An 18,922-nucleotide genomic window follows, 5' to 3' on the forward strand; every position below is an offset into this window, starting at 1 on the left:
AATGAGATCAGGCTATTGAAGCTGAATCTTCATCTCCATTCCCTTGATGAATTGTGTGTCTTTAACCTCTTCAGCGAAGTCATCCTTGATCTCGAAAGGTTTCACTATCAGGTATTTCACATCCTTGGCTGTTGTGGCATATATGCGTTCCGATTTCAGTTCGTTACCCTCGTATGTGCCCTCGCCGCTAAGTGAGGTCAGTTGCCGCCCCTGATCATCATAGACGGCAAATCCGATGTGACTCAGCTTTTCCTGCTCTTTTGCCGTAAGAGTACTCTTATCGTTCAAACTGATAACAGTAGTTAGACGAGTAGTGACAGGGGTAACCAAAGCTTCCGTAACAGCAGCAGTATACAGATCGTTGGTCATGGCTGTGTTAGGCAGAACCTGATGAATGTTTTCTGTTGATTTGGCAAAAGGAACCGTAAGCTCGAACTCATGATCAATGCCCTGCAACGTCAATTGAACTTGAGCATCAAACTGATCCGGCCAATGTGCCGTTCCCTGATCGGAGGAAATGACCTGCTCAAAGAGCAGTGTATCTGGCTGCGTTTCTCCTACCGAACTATAGAACAGTCCGCTATTCGGAAGAGACCCGTCGACTTTGAAAAAGACATTCTCAATTCCGCTACTCAGTTTCACGATGTCCTTGCCATTGTCATATTCGCCTTGATTCAGATTAGGCGCAGTGAAATGAACCAGAAACGCAGCACGGGTACCATCATATACCGCTTCAAGCACTTCCAGCTTCACATCCTGGTAAGCGACCTTGCTGTTAACAGGGGTAGTCAAGCCTTCGTTGCCCGCCGTTCGCAGACCCATATCGGCTTCTATCGAGCTGAAGAGGCTACCCACGAGTGGGATATTGCGCAAGGAGGCAGCCATGGCCGGTGATACAAAGCCGGATGCAAATACGGTCACGCCCAATACTCCGGCTGCAATCGTCGCAGCTGCAGCCTTGTGCCATCGCTTGTTCTGGCGACTGGAGCGCAAAGTCTGTTTGGTTTTCAATGTGTCTGGCGACGCCGGCAGAGATTCCAGCGTGGCATCAATCCGGTTACGAACGAGTTCAGACATCAGAGGACGCTCCTTCGCTTGGTTCTTTAATTCCTGATCGATATTAAACGGGTTTGACATGTAAGTTTACCTCCCGAAAATTTTTGAATTTCTGATATAACTCCTGCCTTGCCCGAGTAAGTCTCATTTTCACTGCACTTTCGGAAATATTCAGGGCATCGGCGACTTGACGGAGAGACAGGTCTTCAAAATAATGCAAAACGACAACAATTCGTTTCGATTCCTCCAGACGGTCCACCGCTTCACGCATATCGACCTCATCGTAAGGACTGGAATGCTCCCGCTTTTCTGAAGGTACTTCCGCATAAGCGGTGGAGAGAGAGCGGCGGGACAGCATCGTGTTGCATTCATTGATGAGGATGCGAAACAGCCAGGTTTTGAAATACCGGGGTTCCCGGAGTGTATGCACCGATTTGTATGCGTTCAGGATTGTCTCCTGAATGGCATCGGCCACGTCCTCCTCTTTTCGCAGCATGGATTTTGCCGTATTGTACAAAGAGTTTTCAATGTCTCGAATAAGCCGGATAAAAGCTTCACGATCTCCTTGGATGGCCTGGTTAACGAGATCGGTTGAACCCATGGATAACAGCTCCTTTCGTATTGGAGGGATGAAGTCAGCACTTGGCTGGTTTTTATATGAATTAGACTGGCGAGTAGGGCATATGGTCACATTTTCTTTTTATAGTTTTAAAAAAGGGCGTTGTTATATATGACGTATCGGGTCTCTACGTTCCCTTCAATGATAAGAGTGGCTGATTTTTCCCTAAGATTGGATGATTGACTTTTTCAAAAACAGCACTATAATAAACTTATATTCATAATACGGACTGTTACTGGGGAAACCAGGCATGACCGAATTCGATTGCTTTACTGTAATCGCTTTCGGTCTTTTTTTATTTTTGTTGGGGGGTGAGAACATTGAAGGTTATCAAGAAAGTAAACAATAACGTGGCCATCGCTATTAATGAACATAACGAAGAGGTTTTTGTCGTAGGTAAGGGTGTAGGATTTCTGAAAACGCCCTATGAGCTGACGGAGACGGACTTGGTGGAGAAAATATTCGTAGCACCAAAGAACATCCGGATGTATGATCTGCTGAACAGTATTCCAATTGAGGATATTTATCTCGCGGAGGAAGTCATCAAGCTGGGCAGTCAGATCCTGAATAAAACATTTAACCCGAATCTGCTTCTCACCCTGTCCGACCATATCAGTTTTGCATTAACCCGAACCAGAGAAGGCATCCGTATCAAAAATCCGCTGGAATGGGAAGTGCGGACACTCTATCCGGACGAGACCCGGGTGGGGGAGGCTGCGCTGAAGCTGATTCAGGAAAAAACGGATATCGCTCTGCCAACAGCCGAAACAACACTGATTGCTCTGCATTTTGTTAATGCACAGGTGGGCTCTGGAGAGATGACGGATACCACCAAGGTAACCACAGTTACGGGCGAGATCCTGTCTGTGATCAAATATGCGCTCAAAATTGATTTTCAAGAAGACTCCATTCACTTTATGCGATTTGCCACACATATCCGATATTTCATTCTGAGGCAGATGAGCGGTAAATCGCTCAAAGACGAGAATGAATCTCTGTTCCTGATGGTGAAGGAGAAGTTTCCGAAAGAACTCGCTTGTGTGGAGAAGATTGCTGATTTCCTGAAAAATAATTATGGCTGGACCTGTTCCGATGATGAAAAATTATACTTGATTCTGCATATCCAACGATTGATTTCGAATGAACCAACGGAATGAACTAGTGAAGGAACTAACCGAATAATCCATATTGGACTGTTACTGATTCGATCAGGCATGACCAAGCGTAGGGAATGACGATTCCCCGGCTTGGTCATTTTTTATATATCCAATTTATTCATGTAGAGGAGAAGGGTCATGAACAACAAAGACTTGGCTAAAAACGTACTTGATCTCGTTGGCGGCGAGCAAAATATATCGGGTCTGACACACTGTGCAACCCGTTTGAGATTCGTATTAAAGGATGATAACAAAGCAGACCTCAAGGCGTTGGATCAGCTCGAAGGCGTGCTCAAGGCACAAAATTCCGGTGGACAGGTTCAGGTTGTTATCGGTGCCAAAGTAGACGCGGTATATAGTGAAGTGAAGAATCTAACTTCTGACAAGATTGGCGAGCTTACGGAGTCTACAGACAGTGGACCGAAAAAGAGACGTAACCCCATCAATGTAGTGCTTGAAACCATCGCAGGTATATTCACACCTGTTCTGCCAGCACTTGTTGGTTGCGGGATGATCAAGTGTTTGGCTACCGTTATAACTGCCATGGGTTACCTGGAAGGCTCCGGTTTCCTGACGATCATTAACATGATTGGGGACTGCATTTTCTACTTTATGCCATTCTTCCTGGCTGTTAGTGCAGCAAATCGTTTCAAAACCAATCCCTACTTGGCGGTAGCTCTTGCTGCGGGATTAATGCATCCAACCATTTTGAACGCTGCGGCTCAGATTGCTGAGACGGGTGTAAATAGTATCGATTTTCTCGGCATGCCGATTCTGTTGATGAAATATTCCTCTTCCGTCATTCCAATCATTTTGGCGGTATGGATTATGAGTTATGTGTATCCGATCGTCAATCGAGTGATTCCCAAGTTTCTGCAGGTCCTGCTTACCCCAATGATTGTTTTGTTTATTATGATTCCAGTGGAACTAATCGTGCTTGGCCCAGTAGGTTCATATATCGGTGACTGGTTGACCAATGGTATCAACTCATTGTTCTCAACCGCAGGTGTTCTTGCTGGTGCCATCCTTGGATTTTTCAAACCAATTATGGTCATGTTCGGTATGCACTATGCGATCATGCCGATTCAGGTTCAACAAGTGGCTACACTTGGTGCAACCGTGCTGTTACCAACAGCACTGGCAGCGAATTTGGCTCAGGCTGGAGCAGCCTTCGGTGTGTTTGTACTGACGAAGAGTAAAACGATGAAATCAGCGGCTGCTTCGAGTGGATTTACCGCTTTGTTCGGGATTACTGAGCCAGCGATCTATGGTGTTACGCTCAAATATAAACGTCCCTTTTTCGCAGGTTGCCTGGCAGGTGGATTAGTCGGTGGATTCTACAGCTTGGTGCATACAACAGCGAATGCAATTTCACTGCCAGGTGTATTGGCAATTGGCACGTATACATCAGATCGTTACATGTATGTCGTTATTGGTTGTATTGCCGCAGTTGTACTCGGGTTTGTGTTCACGCTGTTGGCGGGCATCAAGGAAGATACGGATGGAAATAAATCAAAGCAGCAAGCTACGAATAAAGTAAATAGCAATCAGGCGGCAGTTGCAACGGACACTACTCCAGCGTCCGTATCATCACAGACATCTTCTGACATGCTTATCGTTAGTCCAATGACAGGGGAGATCAAACCGATCTCTGAAGTGGAGGATCAAGCGTTTGCCCAAGAATTGATGGGTAAAGGCATTGCAATCGTTCCGACAGATGGCAAGGTATATGCTCCATTTGACGGAGTAGTCGAGGCACTCTATCGCACCAAACATGCTATCGGATTGAAAGCCGCGAATGGTGTCGAGATTCTGATTCATATCGGGGTGGATACCGTCAGTTTGAAAGGGAAATATTTTAACGCCCATATCGAGCAGGGACAGACAATCCAAGCTGGCGATTTATTGGTGGAGTTTGATCCAGAAGGCATTACGTCAGCAGGCTATAACACGATTACATCGATTGTGGTAACCAACATGCAACAGTACGGAGATGTGCTAACTACAGCGACCAGCGGCCCGATCCGGGAGAGTGAACCTTTGATTAAGCTGATTCCGTAAGAACTGCTCATCTTTTCATTAAGCTACAAGTTACAAGCTAGATGGTCTTAATAAGACTTAATAACAGGAGGAACTAAAATGACAAATTCCAATTTTCCAAAAGATTTTTTATGGGGCGGTGCACTGTCTGCCTGTCAGGCAGAAGGAGCTTATAATGTGGACGGCAAGAGCCTGACCATTCCGGAAGTGATGAAATTTAACGAGAAGAACGATCGCAAAGTGACCAAGCAGATCAGAGTGAATTGGGAGATGATTGAAGAGGCCAGGAATGACCCGGATACCGTGAAATATCCGAAGCGCCGGGGGATCGATTTTTATCATAACTTCCGTGAGGATATCGCCTTGTTTGCCGAGATGGGCTTCAAAGTATTCCGTTATTCCATTTCATGGGCCAGAGTATTTCCAGGTGGCGACGATGCCGCTCCGAACGAAAAGGCACTAGAGTTCTATGACCAGGTGATAGATGAATGTCTTAAACATGGTATGGAGCCCCTGATCACCATCAGTCACTTTGATACGCCAATTGTACTGATGGACAAGTTCGGAGGATGGTATAACCGCAAGCTGATCGATCTGTATGTGAACTATTGTGATGTGTTGTTTAATCGCTACAAGGGCAAAGTGAAATATTGGGTGACGTTCAACGAGATCAACATGAGCGTGAAAGCATCGGCCAAGACGCTTGGAATCATTGATTATGATGCTCCGAATTATGAGGAAATGTTGTTCCAGGGGTTGCATCATCAATTTGTAGCTGCGTCCAGAGCAACCAAGATGGCCCATGAGATTGATCCGAATAACCAGATCGGAAGTATGGTGGCATATTTTACAACGTATCCATACACATGCAAGCCGGAGGATGCCCTTCAGATGCAACAGGATGATCAGATGAAAAATCAATTCTATCTCGATGTGCTCAATAAAGGCGAGTACCCTTACTATAGTAAAACGTATTTCAAAAACAAGGAGATCCAGTTGAACATCGAGGACGGCGATTTGGATAGCATTCGTGCACATACGGCTGATTTTGTGGGGATGTCGTATTACAACTCCATGATCTCCAGTAGTGATACCGAACAACTTGAATTAACAGCCGGGAACGTACACAGTGTCTACAAAAACCCGCATTTGCCTGCAAACGAGTGGGGGTGGCAGATTGATCCAATCGGCCTGCGATATACGCTGAATCTCGTTTATGATCGGTATCAAAAACCAGTCTTCATTCTGGAGAACAGCTCAGGCTTCTACGACAAGCTGAATGAGGACGGAACGATCAACGATCCATACCGGATTGATTTCCTGAGCAAACATATCGAACAGATGGGACTCGCCATTGCTGATGGGGTCGAGGTGTTGGGATACACGATGTGGGGGCCAATCGACATGATCAGTTCAGGGACTTCCGAGATGAGCAAACGGTACGGATTTATCTACGTCGATCAGGACGACTATGGCAATGGTACGCTGAAAAGATATCGTAAGGATTCCTTCTTCTGGTATCAGAATGTGATCCGTACCAACGGAGCAGAACTGTAACGCACCATGAACATTCTGGGTCGTATCAAAAAAATACCCGGCGGCTTGCTGATTGTTCCTATGCTGGCCGCTGCGGTCATCAACACGGTGTTTCCATCGTTTTTTCAGATCGGAGATCCAACGACAGCACTGTTCACATCGAAAGGTACCATGGTGCTGATCGGCATGATTTTACTGATATCAGGAACACAACTCAACTTGTCACAGCTTCTGGTGACCTTGAAGAGAGCAGGGGTGCTCTGTATCTCCCGTATCTTCATCAGCTGCCTGTTCGGCTGGGCGTTTGTACACTTTTTTGGCATAAGTGGGGTCGGAGGAGTTTCTGCGGTAGCTTTCATCGCCGTTCTGACCAGTTGTAATCCGGGATTATATCTGGCCTTGATGAACACGTACGGAGATGATGTGGATCGTGCTGCGTTTGGCATTCTGAATCTGATCGCCGTACCGGTTATTCCGGTTATGATATTAAATTCGGCGAGTGGTGTTGGTATTGATTATCTCAGTGTACTTGCTACGCTAGTACCTTTCTTGATCGGGATACTGCTTGGTAACCTGGATAACAACATCCAGAAGATGTTCGCTCCGGGAACACTGATTCTGCTGCCTTTCCTGGGTACCAGCTTCGGGTCCAATATTGATCTGCGTATTGCATTTCAATCCAGTCTATCCGGTTTGCTGGTCACGGTATTATTTTTGCTGATCTGCATGCTACCGCTCATTGGGATCGATCGTGCGATACTAAGACGGCCCGGTTACGCAGCGGCTGCGACATGTTCGGTTGCTGGATTGTCCATGGTGGTGCCTTCGATGGCTGCCGGGTTCAATCCGGCGTATGCGCCTTATGTGGACACAGCTATCGCTCAGATTGCCTTTGCTGTGATCCTGACGTCGGTGACCGTGCCTTATATCGTGAAGCGCTTGGCTGGAGGAACAACGACGGAAGCTTCTGCATCAACAAATCACTAGAAAAAACAGCACGTGTTCTGTCAGGTTATGACGGATCACGTGCTGTTTTGCTTTATACATCTATATGATCTCCTGGGGGAGGAGGGGAATAGAGTGGTTTATTTTACAGACCCAGCAGTTGTTTAACACTTTCAGCTACAGCTTTGCTGGATTGCGGATTCTGCCCTGTGACCACGCGGCCATCTGTTGTGACATAAGAGCTGAAGGCAGCTGCTTTATCGTATTGTGCAGCACGTTCTCTCAGAGCATCTTCCAACAGGAATGGAACATACTCGGTTTGTTGAGCCAATGCTTCCTCTTCATTCGTGAAGCCGGAAACGGTTTTGTCGTTGATCAAAAGCAGACCGTTGGACAGTTTCACGTTCAGCAAGGCTGTAACCCCGTGGCACACGCCGGATACAACGCCACCTTTTTCATAGATATCACGGGAAAGCTCTTGAAGTTCAGCATTGTCCGGGAAATCCCACATCGTACCGTGACCGCCTGTGAAGTAGATCGCATCGTAGTCACTTGCATTCACTTCGCTAGGTTTCAGCGTATTTTTCAATTGGTTCATGAACGTTTCATTTTCGAAATAGGCTTTGGTGCTCTCATCCAGAGAATCGCCGAGACTTTTCGGGTCAAGAGGCACGTTACCACCTTTAGGGCTAACCAGATCGATCTGAACATTGTCATTATGGTCGAACTCTTCAATAAAGTGAGTCGCTTCGCTCAGCCACAAGCCAGTAGGCTCGTCCTTCGTTGCGTATTGATCTACATTTGTTAGAACAACCATTATCTTTTTCATATAAAAAACCTCCCGTAAAGTATATAACATGCATCTATATTGAATATCACAAAATTAAATTGTGTAAAATATATTATCAAATATAACATAACCATTTTTCAAAGTAAAATCATGAACGTATCGTCGATCTCTAATGTGACTTTCAAGCGTAGGATTAAAGAACAATCTAGTCGTAGTAAATATGCCCGTAAGAATGCACTTTTACTTATAATGCCCTGTTTATTTTACTCATATTGTAAGCGGAGGTAGGCGTGTGTAAGGGATCTCGAAATTAATTCAAATTTGAAGTTAATTTGATTGAACAACTAGTACTTTTGATTTAGAATGACGGAAGATACCAACAAAAAACTGGTACATATTACATATGGACTCGGAGGAACAGTCATGAAACGTTCAGGTAAATTTTTCGCTTCATCCGTAGTTGCTGCTGTCGCTGCAGTATCTATCGTCTCTTCAGCTTCAGCGAGCACAGTTTCCGTCTCCAACATCTCTGGCGTAACACCTATCAACTTTAGCAATATGGATATCGAAACAGCTTTGATGATGGTCCAACAAGAACGTACCAAATTACTGGATGCACAATTGCAAACGCAAATCCAGGAGGTGCAGAACCGTAATCAACAGATCGCGGATTTGAACGCACAATTGCAGATAGCCCAGCAAAATGGGGATGAAGCAGCTGTTCAAAAGCTTAAAGGCCAAATTGATGCAGCGAGCAACTCCCAACAGATGGACATGCTTCGTCTGCAATCCATGTCCAACAAGCGCAATGAAGCGTTTGATGTTATGACGAACTTTATCAAAAAAATGCAGGATTCAAGATCATCCATCATCGGTAACATGCGCTAAGAACGGATGATTAACTGCAACAATACAAAAAGAGCGAAGCCGGGATTTACTTTCCGAAACTTCGCTCTTTTTGTGTTTCTTATTTATTTGATTTCTCTGAAATCTGATTTTTGGCCTGTACTGTAAATCTTCTATCAAGTTAGCCCGACCAGTCACGACGCCGAGTGAACAGGTCTTTCAGCTCATCCGTCGACAATTCGGTAATCCAGTTCTCGGAGCTTGTGATGATGTTATCGCTGAGCTGCTGTTTGCTCTCCAACATCTCGTCGATCCGCTCCTCCAATGTGCCAAGAGAGATGAACTTATGCACCTGAACATCCTTGGTCTGACCCATCCGATAAGCCCGGTCGGTGGCTTGATTCTCAACAGCCGGGTTCCACCAGCGGTCAAAATGGAAGACATGATTGGCTGCGGTCAGATTCAACCCGACACCGCCAGCCTTGATGGACAGAATAAAGACCGATGGTTGCTTATCCTCAGGCAATGTACGGGATTGGAATTCCTCAATCATACGATCCCTTGCTGTCTTGGATGTTCCCCCGTGCAGGTAAAGCACAGGCTCTTGCAACTCCTGACGCAGTACCTGTTGCAGCATCTGTCCCATACCGATATATTGGGTGAAAATCAGGCATCGCTCGCCCTCGTCTCGTAATTCCCGGACAAGCTCCATCAGTCGTTCCAGCTTTGCGGAGCGGCTGATCAGCATCGCCATATCCTGCGGGCTGTACACGTCATAAGCAGATGTCAGTGCACCGTCTTCGGGAAGTTCCTCCGGCAAAGCTTCTTTCGTTAACAGCAGAGGGTGATCACACAACTGTTTAAGCTGGGTTAACGCCGATAGAATTGCACCTTTGCGCTTGATACCTTCCAACTCTTTCATTTTATCCATCAGGGCCTGCACGGATTGGTCATACAATGCACTTTGTTCGCCCGTAAGGTGAATGTAAGTTTTCATCTCGTTTTTGTCCGGCAGATCAAGCTGGATATTGGGATCTTTTTTCTTGCGGCGCAGCATGAATGGTTTCACCAATTGCTGCAGATCCTGCATCCGCTGCTCATCTTTGTCTTTCTCTATGGCACTGATGAAGCGAGTCTGGAATGCCCGAGCGTTGCCCAGATATCCTGGATTGATAAAGTCATAGATCGACCACAGCTCGGACAACCGATTCTCGATCGGCGTGCCTGTCATGGCAATACGGTGTTTCGCCGGGAAACTGCGGACAGCCAAGGACTGTTTGGTCTGGGCGTTTTTGATATTCTGCGCTTCATCGAGACAGATACATGCCCAGGTATAGGTTTGTAACATCTCCTGATCCAGTGTAGCCGTAGCAAAGGACGTGATAATAATATCCACCTGCTCGGTCTGCTCCCGGAATTCTTCTCCACTTAATCGGCGTGCGCCATAATGCAGACTGACATTAATGGAGGGTGCGAAGCGGCTAATTTCCTTTTGCCAATTGCCCAGTACGGAAGTTGGGCAGATCAGAAGTACCGGGGCTTGTCCCGGCTTACGTGGTTCATGATCCTTGATGTGTAACAGATACGTGATGAACTGAATGGTTTTCCCGAGACCCATATCATCGGCAAGACATGCCCCAAGTCCGAATCTGCGCAGGAAACCAAGCCATGCAAAACCTTCCTTCTGATACGATCGCAGCTCGGCATGAAGCCCTGTAGGAATGGGCAGGGAAGGCGCACCGCCTTGTCCGCCCCCCAGTTGTGCAATGACCCGGTTCAGGTGTTCGTTAAGTTCAACTTCCAGCCGAATGTTCTCATTAGCCTGTGGTTGCTCTTCCTCTTCGGCTTGTTGTCCTTCCTTCCATTTCTGGTTGCGGTATTCCCGTTGCTCATTATGCAGCAGATGCAGGTGCAGAATATCCTGAAATGAGAGTCCCTGTTCCCGGTCTACACCGCCCATGGCACGACGTATCTGTTCCAGCAGGTCGGGGTCGAGAGGAACCCATTCTCCGCGGAAGCGAACCAGTCGTTCATTACGGGCAACAAGGTCGGCGAATTCATCTTCGCTAAGATCCGTGTCACCAATCGCAATTCGCCAGTCAAAATGAATAATCGAGTCCAGTCCGAAGAACGACTGTCCCCGCTCACTGCCTTCCTCCGGCTGCACCTTAGCACGCAGCTTTGGTTTCTTCTTACGGGCTGCTTCCCACCAACCAGGCAGCAGAACTTGCCAGCCCGCTGCGAGCAACCGCCCGCTATCCTGCGTCAGGAACTGCCAGGCTTCCTGATCTCCCAAAGGATCACTCAGCACATCACGCCTGCCGCTAATGGAGCTTCCGAGACGCGGTAGATGTGCGCGAAGCTGATCCAACCATCCGGCGGAGCGATCCAGAATGAACGGTGTCCATACCTCTGGCCATTCGCCTTCAAGTCTGCCCCGTGAATCCAGCATAACGGGCACCAATACGGCGGCATCCAGCTTGTTCTGCAATACCAGTCGCAGCCGCCAAGATGGCTCATCCTCGTCTGGCTCCTGCAATTGCAGCATGGGTCTGAATGGGGCGGCATCTGCTTTCCAGCCAATGGATACGAGCCAGGACTGAGCGTCCATCCCTGCTGTCTTGGGTAGAGTGCCGCGCTCTGGGAACAACTGCGGGAATTCACGCCGCAGATCGGTTGCCGCTTCCTCCGAACTGTACCAGCGCTGGAACACAAAGGCGGAGTAGGCTGCCCCAAGTCCTTCGGCATAACTCTCGTCTGTCTGTTGAATCGCTTTGGTAAGCGATGCCCGATCCTGCTTTTTCAAGCTGTCCGGGTCCCACGTCCACTGAAGCTGTCCTGCACGGTAGGCCTCGAAGCTAGGTACGTATTTGCGCTTCTCGATAGATGCTGCGAATGCCGGAGCCAGTCGAATCAGATGTTCCGCTTGCTCGTCCCACTTCCATTCAATATGAAGCAGGGTATGCATCTCGGCAAAGAAGGGGATCACTTCTTCCGCAGGCAGAACAACCAGCTCAATCTCCTCAATCTGCCGAACTTCCAGTTCGGTACCGTAGAAGGAAGGCGCATGCCAAGCGAACAATCGCTGCTTAAGTGACTGTCCTGATACAAAGTGGTGTGTGTTGAGTGCTCCGTAAAACAATGCATCGCCATATCCGGTTAAAGCGACGTGAACCTCAATCGTTTCAGTGTAAGGATGAATTAAGCTCATGAGATCAGTTTACCTTTCCGAAGCTCTTCCTGCAGGGCGCGCAGCCGACTGTTACGAACGGCGAGTGTAGTGATGAATTGCTCCCAGTGCGCTTCTTGCTTCAACTTTTTATAGATTTTGGACAGACGTTTCAGCAGTTTCACCGCTGCTTTGTATCCGTCCCTGTTTTTGTGTCCGATATAACGCTCCACTGCCTGATGATAGAAGGGAAGCAGCAGCTCAGGTGCATCTTTTTCGATCGGTTGCAGCATCGCTACGCGGAATTCGAGAGGTTCTGTTCCCGTACTCAGCTGAAAATCAATCCATCTGCGCCACTGTCCACGCGAATGCATGGCATCCTCGTAGGCGGGACGGGAGTGGGGAAGCATACTGACAAGCGTGTCCCACATGCGGTTCTCTGCATCGGGCAGATGTTGAATGGCCGTATCCCACAGATGCATGTAATCATTCAGAGGTGTATTACGCCGATTCGCCAGAAGGGGGCCAAGTTGTACCAACCAATCCCCAAGCCTTTTCCATTCAGCCGAATCTGCGAGTACATGGAGAAAATGCAACAGTTGTTCTGGCGGGAAACCGTAGGCCGAACTTCCATGGATGAGTCGCTGCCATGCCTGATCATCCTGCCCCAGATGGAAGTGCATCCAGCTCTGCGCGAGTACGAGTGGTAAAGGCAGTGTCACTGCTTTGCTTGATCTTTCACTACTACTTCCATTACTCTGAGCAATACTCAAGACACTTCCACCTGACTGGGAAGGTGGCGAAGATAGGGTTATATTGTGCTCTATATCATTTAAGATAACCTGTTCCGACGCTAACATGTCCCGCGACCCCTGAAGTTCAGGCACAATCCAGTTCAACCACAGTTGTCGATAGATCGGAGTGAAGAACATCATGCTGGCTGTCTCAGGCATCATCTGTTTGCGTAAATAAGCCGAGGTTTCAGACAGTCTGTTCCAAAGTTGTTCAAGCTTGTTTCCCTTTAGACCCGACAGGTCTAGTGGATGGTTAAAGATCCGTTCAATGTCTTTCTGAAGTGCATCCACCGCGAGCTGGGCAGGGTAGCTCAAGTACACGGGGGTATGCGTGATGGAGTTACGGGCCGGAGGCACGCAGAATCGGATGAGGTGCAGCTGCACATGTAGTTCAAAAAGCTGGTCCATCGCAGCGTTCAGCCTTGGCTTAATGGCATACAGCTCGTCCGTTGCTTCCTGTACGTAGGATGTGCTTGCTGTGCCGGTACCCAGCCGTCTCAGACAGGAGTGGAATAACTCATGCCATTCCGAGATTTCGAGATCGGCAAGCTCTGTTGCACGCTCCTTGATCTGGCTGTATTGGTTGTCGGGAAAGTCCATATCCTGTTGTTCATCGGCATCTGTATAGCTGGATAGTCCTGCGGACATGGCCCCGACAGGTTTGGTCGTTTGTTTGAGCGCAGTACTGGAGTGCGCATTCACAATCGCATGCACAGGTCGCTCCAGTTGCTCGGCATAACTCATCAAGACAGCCGTCATATGTTTGCATACGGAACTCACCGGGCAGGTACAATGACTTGTAGTAAGGGATTGCATGCTCAATGTTACTTCGTACTCTTCCGATCCTTGTACAACGGCCGAAATCCCTTGTTGTTCTGAATAGGTTAATGGTCCGACACGTTTTTGTTTATAATATTGGAATCCGCGCATGATCGTCAGGTTGTTAAAATGCTCTGCAACTTCCCGAATTAATTGTTGCCACTGCGCATCATCCATCCTCATGTTATTGGGTATGTTCATCATTCCATCTCCTGGGGTAAACATAGGTTCAGTAATCACCACGTCTATGACGTGATGTTGTAAATTTGTTGTATCCATCATATCAGTTATGAGCCAATCCGTGCATGGGTTATGAAGAATTTGAAGTTATTTTAGACCAACTGGAATCAGGATGAACACGTCGGTTCTGCTGGAGGCCGACATGCAAGAATGCACCATATTGTGTATGCTTATGGTATGTATTCCTATCAGGAACGATGCAGGCCGGGGAAACGGCCATATTACACACAACAGGAGAGAGCATATGAAAATACTTACGTTAAACACACACGCTTGGGCGGAAGAGGATCAACTGAACAAGATCAGTCAACTGGCTGATTTTATTAATACACATCAATTTGATGTGATCTCCATGCAGGAGGTCAACCAATCCATGCAGGAAGCGGCGCTTTCTGAAGAAGAACTGAAGATGTATTATGCTACTGAATCCGATGCTGTGATTAAAAAAGACAACTATGCCTACGTTCTGCTTCAGCAGCTGACAGAGCAATATCACTGGACGTGGATTCCCGCGCATGTCGGGTTCCAAAAATACGATGAAGGACTGGCGATCCTTAGCCGGACGCCGATTACACAGGCTTTTGGGGAATACGTGTCCCACATGCGGGATTATAACAATTACCGTACACGCAAGATTGTGGGAATCCAGACGGTCGTCCAAGGTGAAGCAACCTGGTTTGTGAACGGACATTATAACTGGTGGGATGATGCGCAGGAACCTTTCAAGGGACAGTGGGAGTTGACGGAGAGCAAGCTTGCCCCCTACATGGATCAGCCGTTATATATAATGGGTGATTTTAATAATGTCGCGGAAGTGCGTGATGAAGGTTACGATTATATGATGAGCAAAGGATGGAATGACCTGTACACCACAGCATTGCAAAAGGATGAAGGAGCAACCGTGGTGAAGGCCATTGCCGGCTGGGCAGATAACAAACGCGATCTGCGGATCGACTATATTTTCTCCAATCGTCCGATTCAGGCTAAATCTTCTACCGTGGTCTTGAACGGTAAAAACGGGCCGGTCGTGTCTGACCATTTTGGCGTAGCTGTAGAGATATAACAGCCATTTGACCATAAACCATAAAGGTGATATCACCGCAAATACGAAACAAAGCCTCCGCTGACTTCCTGCAAAGGGAAGTCGTCGGAGGCTTTTCACATTCTAAATCATTTTCTATGTACATTTCATATCGTTTGTTCTTTCTGTTGTGGAACTGTATTATTATTCGAGCGCCAGCATCTGATGTACAAACTTTTTCAGATTCGCGCTTGTCTCACTAAGCTGTTCGATACTTTCCATGAACTCGGTCACAAGTTTGGCCTGATCCACTGTTGCGGTTGTAATCTGACCGATCTCCTGCTCCATATGTTTCATGGAATCTTGTACACTACCGAGGGATGTTTCGATATCAGCTGCTGCTTGTTTCGTATGATCTGACAGCTTGCGTACTTCACTGGCAACTACACCGAAGCCGGCTCCCTGATCGCCCACACGAGCTGCCTCTATCATGGCGTTGAGTCCAAGCAGATTGGTTTGTTCCGATACTTCACGAATGACGTTTGTTACTTTAGACACACTGACGGAGTTCTCTGAAGCTTTTTTGGAGTTGCGTAGAATCTCTTCCGATGTCGCGGAGAGTTCTTCGGAATGTGCCGCAATCTGCTGAATGCCGCCGACGAGCGCATTAATGGTCGTTTCATTTTCACGGATCAGCGTTTCCAGTGTCATGTGACTGTCCAGTGCGTAGTTCACACCCAATATACCCACGACCTGATCGTTTTCCTTAATGGGAATAAGGATGGAGTCGAAGGGTCTGCCTTGCAGATCACCAGGCATACGTGCCACGGTACGCGTATCCTTGTTGGTGAGCATTTTGAAATTTTTATAATCGTCATGCAGCTCATCTCCAACCTTCACGCCAATCTCCAGACTTTTTGCTTCGGAAAAATACAATACTTTCTCATGATCATTAATGGATATGGATATGTCGTCACGGAACATTTGGCTAACAAAAGGCATAGCATTTACCAGAGATTCAAGAGTATTCAATGTGCATCTTTCCTTCCCGATACAAAAAGTGGAATTTTTCAATCTAGTATTTATATCGGTAACGTTTTCTCGTTTTTAAACCATTGTTCAAATTTAAGTTAACCTAGAGAGAAAAGGCGACTAAATCCAATATAATTGTAAGCGTAATCAAAAATCTGTAGCCACCACCGAACATGTCAGTTATACTGGGATTATTATTCGGCTATTCAGAAGATAACCAAGGGACATACCTACTTCCCGGTAAGGGGATTACCCACCTAGGTTAAGCGCTATACTTTATTACTGCATATTAGTTTGGTGCTCCAGTGTGGATGGTATGAATGCAATGATATAAGACTTTATTTCAACGGGAGAAGGATGTGTGCCATCGATGACGACCTATTTCAGTGAACCGCAGAGCATGTATTACCGATTTGGAGAAGATCAGGATCAGGTGTTGAAGGTACTGGCCGAGAGGTATATTGGAGCCAATGCGCAGGCTGATTTTGTATATCGGGTATTCCAGAAGTCTGGTATTTTGCAAAATGAAAAAGGGCTTTATGATCTGAATTTAGGTAAACGCTTTCCTGATGCACCTAAAGACCATATATCCTACGCAGCTGCACTGGTTTGGGGTGACGAGGACCGAAACCTGGATGTGCTGGTCCGTTGTTATGGCCCTGTTCGTTTCTATTTCAATGAGCAGTTGGTCTATCGGTCTACCGTAATGGATGAGATTAGTCCTGATGCAACGGTGAAGCTCAGCATTGACATCAAGCCCGGTTGGAACACCATTTGGCTGGAAATGAAAAATACTCCTGCCGGATTTGGCTGCCAGTTCGGATCAGATGAAGGTAAAGTGCGAATTTTGAATGTATTTGCTCCATTTCAGGAGAGACAGGGGCAAGCGGGGTGGGTATTCTCCCAACCGAACCCAGTCGCGAGTAAGCAACTAGACCTGCTTGGAAAAGAATCAGACTACAGCTTGAACTGGCTGCCTGAGACAGGCTGGTCTGATGAAGATAAAACCAAGCCAGCTTTCGAACGAATATACGGAAATCTTCCTGGAAAACATGCTTATGCTTGGACCCATCTGAACAATAACGATTCAACCGGAAGTCAGGTACGATTGTCAGGTCAATCCTCCGGTTCTCTAAGTATTTGGATTAGCGGCAAGCCTGTGGCGCAAGTGAAAGAGGCAGGACCGTTCGAGGTGGATGTACCAGCCTCTTTTGGACGGAGCGACCTGCTTGTCCGAAGTGAATGCAACGCTACCGAGGGACCTTGGCATTTTAATTTGAACGCAACCGTTTCGGGTAAGCCACTTTCACTGGAGCTTCCTCAGCGTGTACACGGTGCTTCCGGAGAGTCTTGGTTATATGTCGGACCTTTTGAATCGGAGGTTGAACCGGATTTGCAGGATCTGACCCGAACAGACCGAGTGTACCAAACGGGGTTAGAACAGACGTATTGGCGCTTAGATCGCCCGGATGCTTGGATCAGACCTTATTATGAAAATGCCATGTTAAGCAACAAATGGACAGTCGGCAGTGTGACCAATTATGGTCGCTGGGATTATCCATTAGGTGTCACTGTATATGGTCTATTACGGACTGGGCGTTATTTGCAGAGACCGGACATTACACGTTATGCGGCTGAGCATGTGCAGGCATGTACCCAGATGTATGAGTACTCATTATGGGATCGGGAGCAGTACGGTTTCCCTGCAGTCAATCAACAATTGGTCATGCTGAAAATGTTGGATAACTGCGGTTCTTTTGGTTCAGCCATGCTGGAAGCGTATTCAGAGTGTCATGAACCAACGTTTCTTCCGATTGCTGAACGGATTGCAGATTTCATGCTTTCCCGTCTGGAACGGCAGGAGGATGGGGCATTTTATCGCACATGTGTAGGGGAGTATGCCGAGAATACCATGTGGGCAGATGACCTCTATATGAGCACGCCGTTTCTCGTTCGTTATGCACGGGTGACAGGCAACTCAGCCGCATTGGATGAAGCCGCCAGACAATTTTCACTGTATCGGAAGTATCTGTTTATGCCTGAGTTCAAGATCATGTCCCATGTGTATGATTTCAAATACGGACAGGCAACGCAGATTCCATGGGGACGGGGGAATGGCTGGACACTGTTTTCCTTGACGGAGGTACTGGAAGCTTTGCCGGCAGAGCATCCCGAGCGCCCGGCTCTAATTAATTTCTTCAACGAGCTGTGTGAAGGTTACGCGGCACTACAAGGGGAGAGTGGGTTGTGGCATCAGGTGTTGAATGTTCCGCAGACGTATGAAGAAGCCTCCTGCACGGCGATGTTTGCCTATGGTTTTGCGAGAGGTGTACGCTTTGGCTGGTTCAAAGACCCTGAAGTTTACGTCACAGCTGCCGAGCGGGCTTGGAAGGGACTCATCTGCAAAGCCATTGATCGTCAAGGGAATGTGCATGGCGTGTGTAGCGGATCACGATATGCGTTTACGGCAGAGTATTATGATCAGGACTTGCGTACCGTCACCAATGACAATCACGGAATAGGCATTATGATGCTGGCAGGAACTGAGGTAGCCAAAATGAAGAAACATCTGGCTGAGCACAGGGTATCTTCACCTGCCGTCTCACATTCCTGACAGGCCATATTTATACGGAATACCTGAATTTTCCTACCATTACTCCTATACAACAACTTATCTTCTGCTCCACGTAATACGGTTGTATACCCGTAATCATATCTGAGACGGGAACATCACCGCCGGGAATGGTATTCCCGGTGGTTTTTGATTCCTTCAACTCCTTACTTTTTTGACAGGAAAGCTTACTTTTGTTTATGTCATGTGCAGTAATGGACCGATACAATAGATTTTGTAAGCGATT

At 47.3% G+C, this 18,922-nt stretch carries 13 protein-coding genes; 7 read left to right on the plus strand and 6 right to left on the minus strand.

Annotated elements, in window-relative coordinates; genetic code table 11:
* Nucleotides 1-12: 12 nt before the first annotated feature.
* Together QNO02_RS01275 and QNO02_RS01280 are read right to left on the minus strand one after the other, a co-directional pair.
* Complete coding sequence (locus tag QNO02_RS01275) at nt 13-1,137, minus strand: DUF4179 domain-containing protein (protein ID WP_289390873.1); 1,125 nt, start codon at nt 1,135-1,137, stop codon at nt 13-15.
* Nucleotides 1,121-1,657, minus strand: coding sequence for a sigma-70 family RNA polymerase sigma factor (locus QNO02_RS01280; RefSeq protein ID WP_124118256.1), 537 nt, complete (start codon nt 1,655-1,657; stop codon nt 1,121-1,123). The genes QNO02_RS01275 and QNO02_RS01280 overlap by 17 nt, the downstream gene beginning before the upstream one ends.
* Nucleotides 1,658-1,986: 329 nt before the next feature.
* On the opposite strand from QNO02_RS01280, the gene QNO02_RS01285 reads away from it, so the two are divergent.
* The 4 genes from QNO02_RS01285 (at nt 1,987) to QNO02_RS01300 (ending at nt 7,395) form a co-directional block, all read left to right on the plus strand.
* Complete coding sequence (locus tag QNO02_RS01285) at nt 1,987-2,832, plus strand: PRD domain-containing protein (RefSeq protein WP_235200849.1); 846 nt, start codon at nt 1,987-1,989, stop codon at nt 2,830-2,832.
* 138 nt (nt 2,833-2,970) lie between these two features.
* Nucleotides 2,971-4,893: a beta-glucoside-specific PTS transporter subunit IIABC gene (locus QNO02_RS01290; RefSeq protein ID WP_289390874.1), complete on the plus strand. Its 1,923-nt coding sequence runs from the start codon at nt 2,971-2,973 to the stop codon at nt 4,891-4,893.
* A 78-nt stretch (nt 4,894-4,971) separates the two neighbouring features.
* Entirely contained in the window at nt 4,972-6,429 is a 1,458-nt protein-coding gene (locus QNO02_RS01295; RefSeq protein WP_133387233.1) for a glycoside hydrolase family 1 protein, read from the plus strand.
* A 6-nt stretch (nt 6,430-6,435) separates the two neighbouring features.
* Entirely contained in the window at nt 6,436-7,395 is a 960-nt protein-coding gene (locus tag QNO02_RS01300; RefSeq protein WP_289390875.1) for a 2-keto-3-deoxygluconate permease, read from the plus strand.
* A 103-nt stretch (nt 7,396-7,498) separates the two neighbouring features.
* Here the strand turns inward: QNO02_RS01300 and QNO02_RS01305 are convergent, their stop codons facing one another.
* Nucleotides 7,499-8,182, minus strand: a complete 684-nt coding sequence (locus tag QNO02_RS01305; protein ID WP_289390876.1) for a type 1 glutamine amidotransferase domain-containing protein — start codon at nt 8,180-8,182, stop codon at nt 7,499-7,501.
* Between the two features lie 384 nt (nt 8,183-8,566).
* On the opposite strand from QNO02_RS01305, the gene QNO02_RS01310 reads away from it, so the two are divergent.
* Complete coding sequence (locus tag QNO02_RS01310) at nt 8,567-9,031, plus strand: hypothetical protein (protein ID WP_133387230.1); 465 nt, start codon at nt 8,567-8,569, stop codon at nt 9,029-9,031.
* A gap of 139 nt (nt 9,032-9,170) precedes the next feature.
* On the opposite strand, the gene QNO02_RS01315 is transcribed toward QNO02_RS01310, so the two are convergent.
* Together QNO02_RS01315 and QNO02_RS01320 are read right to left on the minus strand one after the other, a co-directional pair.
* A complete protein-coding gene (locus tag QNO02_RS01315; protein WP_091038765.1) occupies nt 9,171-12,191 on the minus strand; it encodes a DEAD/DEAH box helicase in 3,021 nt (1,006 codons plus the stop codon).
* A gap of 5 nt (nt 12,192-12,196) precedes the next feature.
* A complete protein-coding gene (locus QNO02_RS01320; protein WP_289390877.1) occupies nt 12,197-13,975 on the minus strand; it encodes an SWIM zinc finger family protein in 1,779 nt (592 codons plus the stop codon).
* Between the two features lie 280 nt (nt 13,976-14,255).
* Between QNO02_RS01320 and QNO02_RS01325 the strand changes: the two genes are divergently transcribed.
* Nucleotides 14,256-15,074 carry an endonuclease/exonuclease/phosphatase family protein gene (locus QNO02_RS01325; protein WP_133387229.1) on the plus strand — a complete coding sequence of 273 codons (819 nt, stop codon included), beginning with the start codon at nt 14,256-14,258 and terminating at the stop codon, nt 15,072-15,074.
* Nucleotides 15,075-15,236: 162 nt separating this feature from the next.
* Here the strand turns inward: QNO02_RS01325 and QNO02_RS01330 are convergent, their stop codons facing one another.
* Nucleotides 15,237-16,064 (minus strand): methyl-accepting chemotaxis protein, encoded by an 828-nt coding sequence (locus tag QNO02_RS01330; protein WP_133387228.1) that lies wholly within the window; start codon nt 16,062-16,064, stop codon nt 15,237-15,239.
* Nucleotides 16,065-16,434: 370 nt separating this feature from the next.
* Here QNO02_RS01330 and QNO02_RS01335 point away from each other — a divergent pair, with 370 nt between their 5' ends.
* Nucleotides 16,435-18,678 (plus strand): glycoside hydrolase family 88/105 protein, encoded by a 2,244-nt coding sequence (locus QNO02_RS01335; RefSeq protein WP_289392651.1) that lies wholly within the window; start codon nt 16,435-16,437, stop codon nt 18,676-18,678.
* Nucleotides 18,679-18,922 lie beyond the last annotated feature (244 nt).

Source organism: Paenibacillus sp. PK1-4R (assembly GCF_030369595.1).
In the GTDB taxonomy this organism is placed as follows: Bacteria; Bacillota; Bacilli; order Paenibacillales; family Paenibacillaceae; genus Paenibacillus.

Coding starts and splice junctions, on each gene's coding strand:
- QNO02_RS01275 (WP_289390873.1), bottom strand. CDS start 1,137: ATGTCAAACCCGTTTAATATCGATCAGGAATTAAAGAACCAAGCGAAG.
- QNO02_RS01280 (WP_124118256.1), bottom strand. CDS start 1,657: ATGGGTTCAACCGATCTCGTTAACCAGGCCATCCAAGGAGATCGTGAA.
- QNO02_RS01290 (WP_289390874.1), top strand. CDS start 2,971: ATGAACAACAAAGACTTGGCTAAAAACGTACTTGATCTCGTTGGCGGC.
- QNO02_RS01295 (WP_133387233.1), top strand. CDS start 4,972: ATGACAAATTCCAATTTTCCAAAAGATTTTTTATGGGGCGGTGCACTG.
- QNO02_RS01300 (WP_289390875.1), top strand. CDS start 6,436: ATGAACATTCTGGGTCGTATCAAAAAAATACCCGGCGGCTTGCTGATT.
- QNO02_RS01305 (WP_289390876.1), bottom strand. CDS start 8,182: ATGAAAAAGATAATGGTTGTTCTAACAAATGTAGATCAATACGCAACG.
- QNO02_RS01310 (WP_133387230.1), top strand. CDS start 8,567: ATGAAACGTTCAGGTAAATTTTTCGCTTCATCCGTAGTTGCTGCTGTC.
- QNO02_RS01320 (WP_289390877.1), bottom strand. CDS start 13,975: ATGATGAACATACCCAATAACATGAGGATGGATGATGCGCAGTGGCAA.
- QNO02_RS01325 (WP_133387229.1), top strand. CDS start 14,256: ATGAAAATACTTACGTTAAACACACACGCTTGGGCGGAAGAGGATCAA.
- QNO02_RS01335 (WP_289392651.1), top strand. CDS start 16,435: ATGACGACCTATTTCAGTGAACCGCAGAGCATGTATTACCGATTTGGA.